The 13,980-nt window shown below is 40.7% G+C and carries 13 protein-coding genes; 5 read left to right on the top strand and 8 right to left on the bottom strand.

Annotation, left to right across the window (positions count from 1 at the left end; genetic code table 11):
* The 3 genes from C7B62_RS14505 to C7B62_RS14495 all read right to left on the bottom strand — a co-directional run.
* Positions 1 to 263: PmbA/TldA family metallopeptidase (locus C7B62_RS14505; RefSeq protein ID WP_304590145.1), on the bottom strand; the 263-nt coding region annotated here is incomplete at its 3' end.
* Positions 264 to 302: 39 nt separating this feature from the next.
* Positions 303 to 1,295 carry a DUF6208 family protein gene (locus tag C7B62_RS14500; protein ID WP_199194204.1) on the bottom strand — a complete coding sequence of 331 codons (993 nt, stop codon included), beginning with the start codon at positions 1,293 to 1,295 and terminating at the stop codon, positions 303 to 305.
* A 31-nt stretch (positions 1,296 to 1,326) separates the two neighbouring features.
* A complete protein-coding gene (locus C7B62_RS14495) occupies positions 1,327 to 1,935 on the bottom strand; it encodes a chromophore lyase CpcT/CpeT (protein WP_106237652.1) in 609 nt (202 codons plus the stop codon).
* 128 nt (positions 1,936 to 2,063) lie between these two features.
* On the opposite strand from C7B62_RS14495, the gene C7B62_RS14490 reads away from it, so the two are divergent.
* Entirely contained in the window at positions 2,064 to 2,489 is a 426-nt protein-coding gene (locus C7B62_RS14490) for a DUF29 family protein (RefSeq protein ID WP_106237648.1), read from the top strand.
* Positions 2,490 to 2,630: 141 nt separating this feature from the next.
* Complete coding sequence (locus C7B62_RS14485) at positions 2,631 to 3,050, top strand: hypothetical protein (RefSeq protein WP_106237644.1); 420 nt, start codon at positions 2,631 to 2,633, stop codon at positions 3,048 to 3,050.
* A gap of 196 nt (positions 3,051 to 3,246) precedes the next feature.
* Here the strand turns inward: C7B62_RS14485 and rsmA are convergent, their stop codons facing one another.
* Both rsmA and purU read right to left on the bottom strand, forming a co-directional pair.
* The gene (gene rsmA, locus C7B62_RS14480) at positions 3,247 to 4,089 is read right to left on the bottom strand and encodes a 16S rRNA (adenine(1518)-N(6)/adenine(1519)-N(6))-dimethyltransferase RsmA (protein ID WP_106237661.1); all 843 of its coding nucleotides are present in this window, start codon (positions 4,087 to 4,089) and stop codon (positions 3,247 to 3,249) included.
* Between the two features lie 37 nt (positions 4,090 to 4,126).
* Positions 4,127 to 4,981, bottom strand: coding sequence for a formyltetrahydrofolate deformylase (gene purU, locus C7B62_RS14475; protein WP_106237640.1), 855 nt, complete (start codon positions 4,979 to 4,981; stop codon positions 4,127 to 4,129).
* A gap of 361 nt (positions 4,982 to 5,342) precedes the next feature.
* Between purU and C7B62_RS14470 the strand changes: the two genes are divergently transcribed.
* Positions 5,343 to 8,855 (top strand): hybrid sensor histidine kinase/response regulator, encoded by a 3,513-nt coding sequence (locus tag C7B62_RS14470; RefSeq protein ID WP_106237637.1) that lies wholly within the window; start codon positions 5,343 to 5,345, stop codon positions 8,853 to 8,855.
* A gap of 95 nt (positions 8,856 to 8,950) precedes the next feature.
* Complete coding sequence (locus tag C7B62_RS14465) at positions 8,951 to 10,618, top strand: SpoIID/LytB domain-containing protein (RefSeq protein WP_106237633.1); 1,668 nt, start codon at positions 8,951 to 8,953, stop codon at positions 10,616 to 10,618.
* A gap of 135 nt (positions 10,619 to 10,753) precedes the next feature.
* Here the strand turns inward: C7B62_RS14465 and pstA are convergent, their stop codons facing one another.
* Together pstA and pstC are read right to left on the bottom strand one after the other, a co-directional pair.
* Positions 10,754 to 11,650: a phosphate ABC transporter permease PstA gene (gene pstA, locus C7B62_RS14460; RefSeq protein WP_106237629.1), complete on the bottom strand. Its 897-nt coding sequence runs from the start codon at positions 11,648 to 11,650 to the stop codon at positions 10,754 to 10,756.
* A gap of 40 nt (positions 11,651 to 11,690) precedes the next feature.
* On the bottom strand, positions 11,691 to 12,584 hold the full coding sequence (gene pstC / locus C7B62_RS14455; protein WP_106237626.1) for a phosphate ABC transporter permease subunit PstC: 894 nt from the start codon (positions 12,582 to 12,584) through the stop codon (positions 11,691 to 11,693).
* 173 nt (positions 12,585 to 12,757) lie between these two features.
* Between pstC and C7B62_RS14450 the strand changes: the two genes are divergently transcribed.
* Positions 12,758 to 13,192: a peroxiredoxin gene (locus C7B62_RS14450; protein WP_106237622.1), complete on the top strand. Its 435-nt coding sequence runs from the start codon at positions 12,758 to 12,760 to the stop codon at positions 13,190 to 13,192.
* Between the two features lie 104 nt (positions 13,193 to 13,296).
* Here the strand turns inward: C7B62_RS14450 and C7B62_RS14445 are convergent, their stop codons facing one another.
* Complete coding sequence (locus C7B62_RS14445) at positions 13,297 to 13,923, bottom strand: CPP1-like family protein (RefSeq protein WP_106237618.1); 627 nt, start codon at positions 13,921 to 13,923, stop codon at positions 13,297 to 13,299.
* Between the last annotated feature and the right edge of the window lie 57 nt (positions 13,924 to 13,980).

Here is a 13,980-nt window from a genome sequence, read left to right as displayed (position 1 = left end):
ATCCGCGTGATTTCTGCTGGAGTAATGCGATGAGAAGCAGCAAAACCCCATGCACCGTCTAATAGCACTCTTATTCCAAAACCTGAGCTAACGTTGTCACTAAGGCGATTTAAAGAGCGATCTCTCGCGGATAAGTTTTGGTTTCGATAGTGGCAAATCCGAATATCGCCATATTCACAACCCGCCTGACGGATTAGATCGACAGCCAGGATAGCTAATGCTTGGGTATCTTTAGTCTTTGGTTGAATCGGTGCTTGTACCATTGGTGCTTTAGTGACAAGAAGTGTTGATGTAGATATATTTTAGACAATAGCTGTGGCGGATGAGTCGAGAGTGACCTGAGAATCTTCAATAGTTAGACACTGATTTGAGCTATCTACTACCAATATTGCCGACTTAACTTTAATCTCAGTCTTGCTAAACTCAGGTTTTGGGCGGATTCTCACTAAAAAGTAACCTTGTTTATCTTGCGGGGCTAGGGTATATTTCGGCTCGGTAATAATACACCAAGTTAAAGGTAAACTAGAGCGATCATAAAGAGTAAAGTAAATATCAAACTGCTCGATAATTATAGGTGCAGTGGTGATTTGGAGAGTTTGTTGAGCGTCTAAATAATTATAGGCAAAATGGGTCGCAGGAGCGCCAACGGGTAAGTATTCGTTGCGGACAAAAGATTCTGGTAGATAGTTACGCAGCTTCAGGATCGTAAAGATATAGTAGTGCAGGCTGGAGTAAAACCAATTTTTAGCGTTAATTAAATCATGGTAATACTTGTTGATATCGCTAGGAATATTATAAGGTTCAACAAACAATTGCTCGTCTATTTTTATAGCTGGATAGTTAATAATTTCGGCACGATTATAATAGCGAACTCCTAGAGAATATCTACCCGCAGGTAACTTAATTGTCTGCCAAGAACTAGCAGGATCTAACTGCTCTGATTCGAGGCTGGCAACGGTTTTATATCCAGGAAAACTATACACTACTGCAATCCAAGAACGAGCAGATTGATTAGCAGTTTTCGTATCAATAGCGATCGCCTCTGTAACTTTAAATGGCCCTAAAGTACCAATAATGGCGTGAGTGTTCCACCTTGGGCCTTTGGTCATCAGAACTGGTAAAATCAAAGGCGCTTTAATCATCTTCGCCGACAATACGCGCCACTGGGAAGCCTTCTTTTTATTCAGTGCCAGATAAACCGTAAACAAATTGCCGATCGCGAATTTAACTATCTTATTAAATAAAAAAGATAAGCAAGCTAACGGAATTTCCCACAATAACCAGATTTTATTCATCTTCATCCGAATCGCAACTCCACAATAATTGTTACAGATTTAATTCTTGAGCAAAATCTTGCAGCTTCGTAAAAGCATATGCACCCATTAACGCACCCCAAGTTCCTTTTCCAGTTGCAGGATCGATACCTTTGTCATAAGTCAGTAGCTCGTTGGCTGTAGCTTTGAAGCCCAGAAAAACCTGAAAAGTACTACCTTGATAAGTAACGCTACAGGGTTCATTGGTTACTGGAGTAGTGGCAAAACAGTATTTTCCGTCACCTAATTCCTGAGTAGCAACCTTAAGAGTACAGTTGGGTAAAAACTTAATTTTATCGGGGGTAATCTGGGCAATGAAATCTTTATTTTGTCCCGCGCCTCTAGCAGTAGCCAGATCCTCAAACATATAAAATTCCACTTCAATATTTTCATTTTCTCGCTCTGTTAAACGCAAAATTCGCGGACGATAAGGCTGCTCAAGCTTAAGAATGTTAGCCTGTTCCGCAAATAAAGTAATGCTATCGTCAGTAAAAATAGGTACTGGGCGAATCCACAGGCGCAAATTAACGAACCAAGCGGGTTGCGCGATCGCTTGAGCTTGGTTACTAAATTCTCCAGCTAAATAGCCAGCTAGTGCAGTCAGTTGAGGAGAAAAATTCATTTAAATAATCATTTAAATAATGAAGTTGTTTAATGCTGATTATCATAGGACATTTCAGAGCCGCGTAAACGAGCAAAGCTATAAGCTATAAGTAGAATATTTATAAAGTTGATCGAGCAGCAAGATTAATGTTTGAACTACAGGAACTGAGAAAAAGGATAGAAGAACAGGATTATCAGGGAGCTTTAAAAATAGTTAATGAGCTAGAAGAAATGTCCGTTGAAGACAAGTTAAATAAAATAGAAAGCTACATGGTGATTCTTTTGATGCACCTAATTAAGCAAGAAGCCGAACAAAGAACTACTAGCTTTTGGAATAGATCTATTTCCAACTCCGTCAAAGGTATCAACAAAACTAACAAAAGAAGAAAGTCTGGAGGCTATTACGCTAAACCAGAAGCGATCGCGACGATGTTTGCAGAAACATTTGATGACGCGATGGAGGAGGCAGCCTATGAAGCTTTTGAAGGCAAGCTCAGTATAGAAGAATTAGCAGTTAAGTTAGATCGTCAGCAAATCATCGATCAGGCGATCCGTAGGGTAGGCGAAGCCTAATCGCTTTATGTAATGCCAAATTAGGTGTCTAAATATCTGTACGGTGAATTTTTCGCCGAGTATCCTCAACTAAATACTCTAAAATTGCTACACGGCTTAATTTATAATGTTCACAACACTATAAAAAATATTATCAACATAATGGACGGCAAAAACGTGCAATTAGAACGCCTCATCGCTATGGCTGAAGACGAGCTAGCCGTATACAGTAGCGATGCTCGCAAGATTGAAAAATTAAGGCGCAAAATTGGTATTTCTGTTACCCCTAAAGAACAAAAGGAAGTCAAAGCAGAATTATTAGAATTAATGCCGAAAGGTCTTTTTGGTAAGCTAATTGAAGAGCAGCGGCAGACGGTAGCCTTGCCCTTTTGGGGAATTGCGGGATTAGGATTATTATTTGGCATTTCCTTACGCCAGCCTGTTGATTTCCTCGCGCCAGCTATCGGCATTCCCATCGCTATCAACGTTCAAAAATTGGGCTGGAATTTACAAGCCAAGAGGATTCTACTCAAAACTTTAGAAGAGATTGAGGAGCGCATGAAGCAACCAGTTAAAGAGTAAGAAGTCATAATTCTGGCGTGACTTTCAGCACGGAGTATGGAATATTATCAAGCATATTGATGATGCGATCTCTGTATTTGATGATTTGAAGAAAAAGCGGTGCATCAAACTATGCGATGTAAACGACCCCGCTGGGGTTTCCCCAGCATGGGAACGCGCACCAAGACAACAGGCAAGAAACTTTCTTAATTTTGTCCTAACAATTAATATTATTACTTAATAAAATCCATTCTTCTAAGCTCAAATCTTCAGCACGACATTGAGGATTGAAATTAAGTTTCTCCAGAATGGGAGTAAGCTCGGCAATTTTAATTAGACTTTGCAAATTATTGTGTAACATCTTACGGCGGCTGGCAAAACCTAGTTTTAATAATGTCTCCAATTGCCTTGGATTATGAGCAGGATCTGGGAGAATTCTAGGAGTTAATTTAATGACTACTGAATCTACTTTAGGTCGAGGATAAAAAGATTTAGCAGGAACATCACAAATTAGTTCGCAACTAGCTAAATACTGTACTCGAATTGATAATGCGCCGTATGCTTTGCTACCAGGAATAGCTACTAAGCGATCGCCCACTTCTTTTTGAACTAATAGCACAATCGATTCATACTGCTGGGGTGCAGGAGTCGCAATTTTGCCGAGTAGCTTGGCAATAATCGGCCCTGTAATGTTATAGGGAATATTGGCAACTACTTTATGGGGATTTTGAAACTTAGGGAAATCTTGCAGAAAAGATGCTAAATCTGATTTTAAAAAATCATCTTGAATCAAGAGAAAATTATCTTGCTCACCATATTTATGTACTAGTTTTTTACATAAATCACGGTCTATTTCTACTGACACCAAAGCAGAAACCATCGATAGTAGTCGGCTGGTTAAACTACCTGTTCCTGGCCCAATTTCGAGAACGCGATCGCTTTTGGTTAATTCCGCAGCCATAATAATTCGCTCTAAGATTTCTTCATCCCTCAACCAATGCTGGCCAAATTGTTTACGAGGTCGAATAGAGCGTTTTGCCGTGCTTTTACTGGAAGTCATATTAGAATTAGGATTGATTGGGTGAAAATTGGTTAAATTAGCTAAAAACAACAGTCTTATTGTCGTAAATTAGGATACGATTTTGCAGATGAAGTCTCACGGCGCGAGATAGCACTAGTCGTTCCAAATCTTTACCCTTGCGGACTAAATCTTGAGCCGTATCCTGATGGTTTACTCGCACCACTTCCTGTTCAATAATTGGTCCTTCATCAAGATCTGGCGTAACATAATGAGCCGTTGCTCCAATAATCTTAACTCCTCGGGCGTGAGCGCGATGATAAGGTTTTGCGCCAGAAAAAGCAGGTAAAAACGAATGATGAATATTAATAATCTGCGGAAAATTATTAATTAAATCTGGGGAAAGAATCTGCATATACTTAGCTAAAACCACCAAATCTATTTGATACTGCGCCAAAAGTTCTAGTTGTCTAGCTTCTTGTTCTGCTTTATTTTCTTTAGTTATCGGCAAATGATAAAAATCGAGTTTAAACTGTTTAGCGATCGCTTCCAAATGAGGATGATTACTGATAATTAAAGCAATATGACCAGGTAACTCATGAGCTTGATATCGCCAAAGCAAATCCCAAAGACAATGATCTTGTTTTGTTACCCAAATAGCAATCTTTGGTTTAGTATCAGAAAAGTGTAGTTGCCAACTAGCCTGAAGAGGTTTGGCGATCGCCGAAAAAGCCATGGCGATCGCTTCACGAGGTAAATTAAAGCCGATGAGTTGCCATTCAATGCGAATCAAGAATAAACTTGTAGCGCAATCCGTATGCTGGTCGGCATGAATTATATTGCCCCCATTAGCATAAATAAAATTAGCAATTTTAGCGACTAATCCTGGGCGATCGGGACAAGAAATCAATAAGGTTGCAGTAGATTCTCTCATATAGGCTAAATAAATGGTATTTAAAGCTCTTAAAATGATGTCGCTCAAAGCGTGAAGAAACAAAACATCACAGATGATTATAAGCAACTCTATTTTGAATCACTAAATTTATATTTGACATTTAAATTTTGGGCAAACTAGATCCTGTGTAGCTAACTATATAATTCAGATTAAAATAATTAACTAAACTTACTTATGTTTTACTCAAAAATTTTTCTATAACCTCTAATTTAAAATTTACAAAACTCTAATTTTAAATTCTCAAGTAGACTTCTAACTACTTGTACGAACCAAATCGAGTTATCCTACCAGCCAAGGTTAAGCAATTCAGCAATATTTCAGTTAAAACTTCTAACTAAGTATGAACAGTCAAGATAAGCCTATCGATGCGAATGACAATTTCGATGAATCATTGTCAACTTCTGGTGCTAACCAGCAGTCAGAAGAAAATTCAATAGATTTATGGAAAACAATTCATGATGAAGATGCTGAGATTGTCACCGAATTTATCTCTGCTGAAACCGCAACTAAAAACGATGCGGAAGCTCTAAACAACCTAGATTTGGAGCGTAATGATAGTCTACCCAAACGCAAGAAGAGCGTTCCCGTAGATCTAGATCTAGATAATTGGGATTTTCGTAATCTAGATTCAACTGAATTAGAATCTGAACCAGATTTACCAGCTGTAAATGCTGATGGACCAGATGATTGGGATGAAGAAGTTCTGGTCGAGTCTTTAGCTGAGGACGAGGATATAGTAGTTGAAACCAGTTGGTCAGATAGCTCTAATGATTTATTATTAGTTGAGCCAGATGAAGCGATCGCTAATTTAGCCGAGTCTTTAGAACCAGAAGTTGAAGCTAAATCAGAAATGACGATGGAGAATATAGATCAATCCTCTATTGCCGACAACGATGATGAATTGAAGCTTGATAATCTTGAGAATGTCCTAAATAATTCAGCATTAGAGCTATCATCAGAACCTCTAGTCGAAATGAACTTAGCTGATTTGGGTGAAGCAGATTTGCTGGATCTTGATGCAGAACCAGATTTAGCAATTGATAGCTTGCAAGATATCCAAGAAGATTCTGACTCACTAGCTGCTTTAGCCGATGAAGGGTTAGATAGCTTGGGGAACGATTTAGATGAATTATTATCCTCAACAGACAACGAATCTTTCGATGATTTAGTAGTAGAACCTATCGGCGGGTTAGATAGCCTGGGGAACGATTTAGATGATTTGTTATCCTCAGCAAACAACGAATCTCTAGATGATTTAGTGATAGAACCTGTAGCTAATCTAGACTCCCTCGCCAGTTCTATAGATTCTTCAGATTCACTCGATCTAGATTCATTGTTAGATAATGATCCCCAGATTGAACCGATAGCTATCACTCCCCCACCTACTCCAAAAGCGCAACCCTCTGTAGCCAAGCTTGATACGCCCGATGCCTCTGCCTCGCCAGCTTTTGACCAGACCATGCGGGTTTCAGTACGTAAATTAGATGATCTCAATAACCTGATCGGAGAACTCGTAGTTAAGCGTAATCGACTAGAGGATGACCAGGAAAGATTGCGTCGCTTCCTCGATAACCTCTTAGGTCATGTCAACTCTCTAGGAGAAGCTGGAGCAAAAATGCATGACCTATATGAGCGATCGCTTTTAGAGGGTGCTTTAATGGCTAGCCGCCAGTCTCGCGCTAACTCTCCTCTTCCTGCGGGGGTATCAAGTCGGGTGGAGGAGAAACCCCAAGAGCAAGGATTAGACGCTTTGGAGCTAGATCGCTTTAATGGTTTTCACCTACTCTCCCAAGATATTATTGAATTGATTGTTCGAGTCCGAGAAGCAGCATCGGATATTCAGTTTGTAGTTGACGAAACTGATAAAGTCGCTCAAACGTTCCGTCAGGTAACTAGTCAGCTTCAAGATGGGATGAACTCCTCCAGGATGGTCGCTTTTGGACAGACAGCAGACCGCTTGCCTCGTGCAGTTCGGGATATTTCGCGCAAGCAGAAAAAACAAACTAACCTTCATGTTGAAGGAAAAGATGTGCTAATTGACAAAATGATTGTCGAGCATATTTATAATCCTATGACCCATTTGGTGAATAATGCTATTTCTCATGGTATTGAGCAGCCAGAAGTCCGACTCAAACAAGGAAAGAGCGAAGCTGGCAATGTTTATATTCAGGCGTTTATTCAAGGTAATCAAACCGTCATTACCGTCAGAGATGATGGAGCAGGAATTAACCCAGAAATAGTCAAAAAGAAAGCAGTTGAGAAAAAGCTGATTAGCTGGGCTGCGGCACAAAATTTAACCGAGCAACAGGTATATGAACTGCTATTTCATCCAGGATTTAGCACCAAGGATGAGGCAGATGACTTTGCTGGTCGCGGTGTGGGTATGGATGTAGTCAATACTGATCTGAAAAAAATTCGCGGTTCGGTCAGTACGGAATCACAGGTGGGTAAAGGCACAATCTTTACCATTCGACTGCCTCTGGTGCTAAGTATTTGCAAGGCTTTAATCTGTGTTGATAATAATAGTCAGATTGCTTTCCCGATTGATGGAGTGGAAGACACCAAAGAATATTTACCCAGTGATATTCAAACTAATGCCAATGGAGTGCGCTGTATTTCTTGGCAAGACACTCTTTTGCCCCTAAGACCGCTCAATAGTCTGCTGAACTACAATCGTCTAATTCGTCGTGCAGGTACTTATAACGTTAATCAAAATAACGATGATACAGTTTCTGTAGTCATTTTACGTAGCTTAGACAATCTCCTGGCGATCGAAGTAGATGAAGTTAGAGCCGAGCAAGAAATTGTGATTAAGCAAATCGACGGCCCAATTGCTAAACCACCAGGTATTGCAGGAGCTACGGTTTTGGGCGATGGTTCAATTATGCCCATTGGCGATGTTTTGGAGCTAATTGAAATTGCTCAAGGTAAGAGAACGATTGAAATAGGCTTTAATATTTTGGCTGGTGCTGGAGATGTCAAACAAGCACAGGTAGAAAGCGTTCAGCAAGAACCGATGGTACTGGTGGTGGATGACTCCATTACTGTTCGCGAGTTGCTCTCAATGAGTTTTAATAAACTTGGTTATCGGGTAGAGCAAGCTAGGGATGGTCAAGAAGCTTGGGATAAACTCCGTGGTGGTTTAGAGTGTGACATGATCTTTAGTGATATTGAAATGCCGCGGATGAACGGTTTAGAATTGCTGTCTAATCTCCATCAAGATAGCAAGCTAAAGTCTATTCCTGTAGCAATGTTGACCTCTCGTGGTGCAGATAAACACCGTCAAATAGCCAATGATTTAGGAGCCAAGGCTTATCTAACCAAACCTTATACTGAGAAAGACTTGATGGATGTGGCAAAACATCTCATTGAGATTAATCAAGCCAATAAAGAAACTGAATCTACCAACGACAAAGCTAACCGAATTAATCAATCCGACAGTGTTTTCAAAGATGCTCCTTTAGTACTAATTATTGATGATTCAGTGACTGTTAGAGAACTGCTCTCGATGACCTTTAGAAACGCTGGTTATCGAGTGGAACAAGCTAGAGATGGTCAGGAAGCCTGGGATAAACTCAGTAATGGTCTAGAGTGTGATATCGCTTTTTGTGACATTGAAATGCCGCGGATGAACGGCTTAGAACTGCTCTTGCAGCTTCAAAGTGATGAGAAATTAGCCTCTTTACCGATCGCTATGTTGACTTCCCGTGGAGCGCAAAAAATGCGTAAAATAGCCGCTGCTCGTGGAGCTAACGGCTACTTTGTCAAACCTTATGTCGAAGAAGATTTGCTCAAGGCTGCCAAGCGCATGATTGAGGGAGAAACTTTAATTGAGATTTTTGAAGAAGATTAGGAAGTCAGGTGTTGCTGATTTAAAACATGAATTGATAGTGATATCGTTTTTAGCTATTAGCTTCTAGCTATTAGCTTTTAGCTCTAAGAGGAATAATGTTTAAAATAACGATTTATCTGGGTGTCTTTTTAATCGGGATTGGTAGTTGCCAATCGGCGATTGGCTTTACCACGCCTTCGGCGATCGCTGCTGAAAAAAAAGCTCAGGATATTGCATTAGAAATCGGCATTATTCAACGTTTGGGTGCTGCACCAATGATCGATGGCGATCCTGAAATTAAGAAAGTTACAATTCAAAGTACGCCAGGAGATACTTTACAGGTGAGTTTTCCTGGTAAATCTAAAGCTGCACCGATTAAGACTCAAAAGGTAGTATTGAAAGTAAATTCGACCCGTTTATCTCAGCCCAAGCTAGCTGAAAAACTGATTTTGAGCGATCGCTCGACTTTTGAAACAGCGGAAGATAGCGCTAAATCTTGGCAGAGGCTCGGAATAGAGGTCGAGGTGGCGCAGCCTGGACGCTGGCAAGTTTGGGCAAAACGAGATGTTTATCAAACTCCTTTGATTCGTCGTTGGCTATTACACAGTTTAAAAGCCAATGGTTATGAAGATCCCTATCTAGATACCAAAATTCTGACTCAAAAACCTGATATTGTCTGGGAAATTGAGGGACAAAAATATAATCAGGATGAGGTGGAAATTAGCAGCGGTAAAAACTTAGTCAAGGTTAACACCACTGAAAAGACCGAAGAAGAGAGGTTGTATGGAGGCAGTTTAAGACTTCAGCCCAATGCTCACGGCGAATTTACCCTAGTTAACCAAGTTCCTCTAGAAACTTATCTACGGGGGGTTGTTCCCCACGAAATCGGCCCTAACGCTCCTCCTCAAGCGGTAGCGGCACAAAGCATTATTGCTCGTACCTATGCTCTACGCAACCTGAGACGCTTTCAAGTTGATGACTATCAATTGTGTGCTACAGTTCATTGCCAGGTATATTACGGTCTAAAAGATACCAACCCAATCAGCGATCGCGCGATCGCTAAAACCGCAGGATTAGTTCTCACCTATGATAATGAGTTAATCGATGCACTCTATTCTTCGACCACTGGGGGAGTTACCGCCAGCTTTGAGGATACCTGGAACGGTACTGAACGCCCATATCTCCAGCCTGTAATTGATGCCCCTAAGCCAGTTTGGGATTTACTGAAATATCCTCTAGATAATGAGCAAACCTTTCGCCATTTTATTAGCTTAACCAAGGGATTTAACGAGACAGGGAGAACAGGTGTATTTCGCTGGCATAAAAACCGAAGTATTGCAGACTTAAGCCAAGATTTGCGTCAATATCTGCTTAAAACACGCCATCCTCTGGCAGAATTTAAGACGATCGAGTCAATGGAGATTCAACAGCGATCGCGCTCTGGCAGAATTTTAGCACTTAATATTCAAACCGATCTTGGTAAACTACAGCTACACAAAAACGAAATTCGTAGCGCCCTAGAGCCACCTCGCAGCACTTTTTTCTACTTAGAACCAATCTACAACAAAGCTAAACAGCTTAACGGCTACAGTTTTATTGGTGGTGGATTTGGTCATGGCGTAGGCTTAAGCCAATATGGTTCTTATAACCTAGCCAAACTAGGTTGGTCAGCCGAAAAAATCCTGGCTTTTTATTATCCCCAAACTACCCTTAAACCGCTAGACGACACAATTGTCTTTTGGCAAGAAGATCAAGAAGACTCTCTCACATCTATTAATAAGTAGTAAGTAGTAAGTAGGAAGTAGTGTTTCAAAGATGTCCTAACGTTATTACGTAGGGGTATAAATGCCAAAAGTAAAACAAGATGAGAAAGCCTGTAGCATTGCCAATTCAAACACCTTTTAAATCAAAAACTCCATTTAATATGTCCGTTTCGCCGTTGCCAAACGAGAAAGCACACTGGTAAATAAAACCAACAGTACCAAAATAAAAGCTGCACCCCAGGCTAATTCCTGCTGATTCTTAAAGGGAACGATCGCAAAATTGTAAACCAACACCGCTAAAGAAGCAGTCGGTTCTGCGAGTAAAGCATCCCAATTGGGCCAAAATTGAGTAAATAGGGCAGTAAATAGCAATGGCGCAGTTTCCCCCGCAGCACGGGCGATCGCTAAGGTAATACCCGTAATAATCGCGGGTAAGGCAGCAGGTAACACCACCTGTAAAACTGTTTGATATTGATTAGCGCCAATGCCCACAGAAGCCTGACGCACATCTTGTGGCACAAGTTTAAGGGATTCATCAGTTGTCCGTACAATAATTGGCAGCATTAGAATGGAGAGAGCAAAACCTCCAGCCCAGGCGGAATAAGTTTTAAAAGTCAGGACAATCACGCCATAGGCGAACACCCCGACGATAATCGACGGTACTCCGCTCAAAACATTAGTGGCAAACCTAATCCATTCAGCAGCTTTGCCCTCGTTGAATTCTGAAAGATAGATAGCTGCCATGATGCCCAAGGGAATACTAATCAAAGCGCCAATACCCACCATCAATACTGTACCTAAAATGGCATTACCAAAACCGCCTCCATCTACTAATGGAGGCGGTGGTAATTCAGTAAAGACAGAGGCAGATAAAGAACTAATTCCTTTGCCAATGAGATAACTCAGAATAATAAATAGGGGGACAATTGCAGCTATGGTAAATAAACCAGCAATACTGCTCATTACCAAACCGAACAGCGTGCGAGGGGAAGCTGGATTACGCTTCAGGCTAATTTCTCCGTAAGCTGATTTTTCGAGGTGAGGGGAAGTCATGATTTTAAATTGGATTTATCTTTGATCCTGAATTATTGATCTAAATTCTCTGCATTCTAGTTACTAATAATTGAGCTAAAACATTCACTACTAGAGTAATAACAAACAAAATTAAAGCTGCATACATCAAAGCTGCTACCTGCAAACCGCTAGCTTCAGCAAACTGATTAGCAAGTAAAGATGAAACTGTGTTAGAGGGAGCAAATATGGACGCAGCCACTCGATTAGAATTACCAATTAACATCGTCACAGCCATAGTTTCACCTAAAGCCCGACCAAGAGCCAGCATGATACCGCCAATAATTCCTGAAGATGCAGCGGGCAAAATTATTTGCATAATTGTTTCCCACCGAGTAGCACCTAATCCAAAAGAAGCCTGTCTCAAGCCAATATCGACATTAGTAATGGCATCACGAGCAATAGCAGCAATAGTAGGCAAGATCATCACTGACAAAATTAACGCAGCAGGCAGCATCCCCTGACCCTTTAAAGGCGTAAAACCTTTGAGAAAGGGAATTAAGACAAAGATACCCCATAGACCATAAACCACACTAGGAACGGCTGCTAATAATTCCACTAAGAAGACAATAACTCGCTGCATAGCGGGGTGCAAATAATCTTCACTCAGAAAAATGGCTGCCCCCAAACCAATTGGCACTGAGATCGCCAAAGCGATCGCCGAACTAACGATCGTACCGTAAATTGCGGGCCAAACTCCATACTGGTCTTTGACAGGATTCCAACTGCTACTGAATAAAAATTTTAAACCAAATTCTTTGATTGCTGGCATGGCGGCGATCGCCACTTGGATTGTAATCCAAACTAAAACACCAGCGATCGCAAATGCTAAAAGTTTAGCTGACCAATAGAAAGCATTGTCTAAACTCCTTTCAACTCCTGAACGGGATTCTATCTTGGAAGCTGGATCATTCATAAAAATTTAAAATAGGCTTAAAATAGGCAGTAAAAAATATTGTACTAGTATTTATTTACAATACCCTGATTAAGCCCTGGTAAAGCTCAAGTTATTGAAGCTGACTATTAGCCTTCATAAACCTAATTACGTTAAAGTTTAGAGGAAAATAGATTTATTAGGAGATCTTAACCATGGCATTGTCAGTTGGCTCTACTGCTCCAGAGTTTACTACTGTTGATGATGAAGGCAACAGTGTCTCTTTGTCGGATTTTCGAGGCAAGACAGTTGTTCTATATTTTTATCCCAAAGACGATACTCCAGGCTGTACAAAACAAGCCCAAAGCTTCCGCGATAATTTTGCTGAATATCAAGAACAAGAAATGGTGGTTTTGGGTGTCAGCCAAGACGATCGGGCTTCTCACCAGAAATTTAAAGAGAAGTATGGGTTACCGTTTCAACTTTTAGTCGATAGTGATGGTGCAATTACCCAAGCTTATGATGTTGATGGCGGTGGCTACGCTAAACGTGTTACTTACATTATCGATGGCAATGGCACAATTGCTCAGGTTGATAGCAATGTGAACACCAGCACCCATGCTACGGATGTTTTAGCCAGTATTGGTTAGCTTAGAATCAGAACTTGGTGACAAACCTCAGCCAAAATTTTAACTAGGGAGAAAACCAATTTTCTCCCTAATTTTTAGCAAAGCTAACGACCAAATCAAGCAAACTAGCGTAAAAAACAGCTTACTACCCAAAACAAACAGAAAGTCGCGGTAGAAGCCAACTGATTCTGATCTAGAGCGGAAATTCCCCCCTGATTTAATAATAGGTTGCCCAAACCTGTTCCCAGCGCAATTCCAGCAAACAGAGTTATAAAGCTAATCAAGAATGCTCGACCTGAGCGTCCTTCTTTGCGATTGAGGAAGTAAATATTGGCAATAAAGCCCAAAGCCATTAACAGAGGCAAAATCGAAGTTCCAGTATTTGGAGAAAAGACAGCGATCGCCGCCAGGGTTAAGAAAATGCCTGATGGCCAAAGAATATCTGCTTGAGAGGGTGTGTCTACTAAATCCTGTAGCCAGGCAGTAGACTTGTCGTTACGAAGCTGCGGGACTTTTAAGGTTTTTTCGACATTGCGTTCGGGAAACCGAATTTTTTCAGGGACTTTGATTTTGCCTTCTTGGCGTAACCGTAAGCGATCCATAATGATTGAATCGTAAGCGATTTCTACCTCTTCTAACACAGTATGATCGTGACCATGTTGTTCATAAAGCCTTTTTTTGGCAGCCTGTATTTCTTCAAAGGAAGAATTTTCTGTGACCCCAAGTTGTTCGTAGGGATTTCGTTCGCTCATCTCTTAACCTGCTCTATTAAATACCTATTTTAAATTTCTTTGCTTTGCTGGACGATT

This window comes from Pleurocapsa sp. CCALA 161, from assembly GCF_003003995.1.
Lineage (GTDB): Bacteria > Cyanobacteriota > Cyanobacteriia > Cyanobacteriales > Xenococcaceae > Waterburya.
Note: the sequence above shows the minus strand (reverse complement) of the source record. Positions and strands in the feature narration are given on the sequence as shown.

What these genes read in the sequence shown, in the direction of transcription:
- C7B62_RS14465 (WP_106237633.1), top strand. Translation starts at nt 8,951, where the DNA reads ATGTTTAAAATAACGATTTATCTGGGTGTCTTTTTAATCGGGATTGGT.
- purU (WP_106237640.1), bottom strand. Translation starts at nt 4,981, where the DNA reads ATGAGAGAATCTACTGCAACCTTATTGATTTCTTGTCCCGATCGCCCA.
- C7B62_RS14445 (WP_106237618.1), bottom strand. Translation starts at nt 13,923, where the DNA reads ATGAGCGAACGAAATCCCTACGAACAACTTGGGGTCACAGAAAATTCT.
- rsmA (WP_106237661.1), bottom strand. Translation starts at nt 4,089, where the DNA reads ATGACTTCCAGTAAAAGCACGGCAAAACGCTCTATTCGACCTCGTAAA.
- C7B62_RS14500 (WP_199194204.1), bottom strand. Translation starts at nt 1,295, where the DNA reads ATGAATAAAATCTGGTTATTGTGGGAAATTCCGTTAGCTTGCTTATCT.
- pstA (WP_106237629.1), bottom strand. Translation starts at nt 11,650, where the DNA reads ATGACTTCCCCTCACCTCGAAAAATCAGCTTACGGAGAAATTAGCCTG.
- C7B62_RS14450 (WP_106237622.1), top strand. Translation starts at nt 12,758, where the DNA reads ATGGCATTGTCAGTTGGCTCTACTGCTCCAGAGTTTACTACTGTTGAT.
- pstC (WP_106237626.1), bottom strand. Translation starts at nt 12,584, where the DNA reads ATGAATGATCCAGCTTCCAAGATAGAATCCCGTTCAGGAGTTGAAAGG.
- C7B62_RS14495 (WP_106237652.1), bottom strand. Translation starts at nt 1,935, where the DNA reads ATGAATTTTTCTCCTCAACTGACTGCACTAGCTGGCTATTTAGCTGGA.
- C7B62_RS14485 (WP_106237644.1), top strand. Translation starts at nt 2,631, where the DNA reads ATGGACGGCAAAAACGTGCAATTAGAACGCCTCATCGCTATGGCTGAA.
- C7B62_RS14490 (WP_106237648.1), top strand. Translation starts at nt 2,064, where the DNA reads ATGTTTGAACTACAGGAACTGAGAAAAAGGATAGAAGAACAGGATTAT.
- C7B62_RS14470 (WP_106237637.1), top strand. Translation starts at nt 5,343, where the DNA reads ATGAACAGTCAAGATAAGCCTATCGATGCGAATGACAATTTCGATGAA.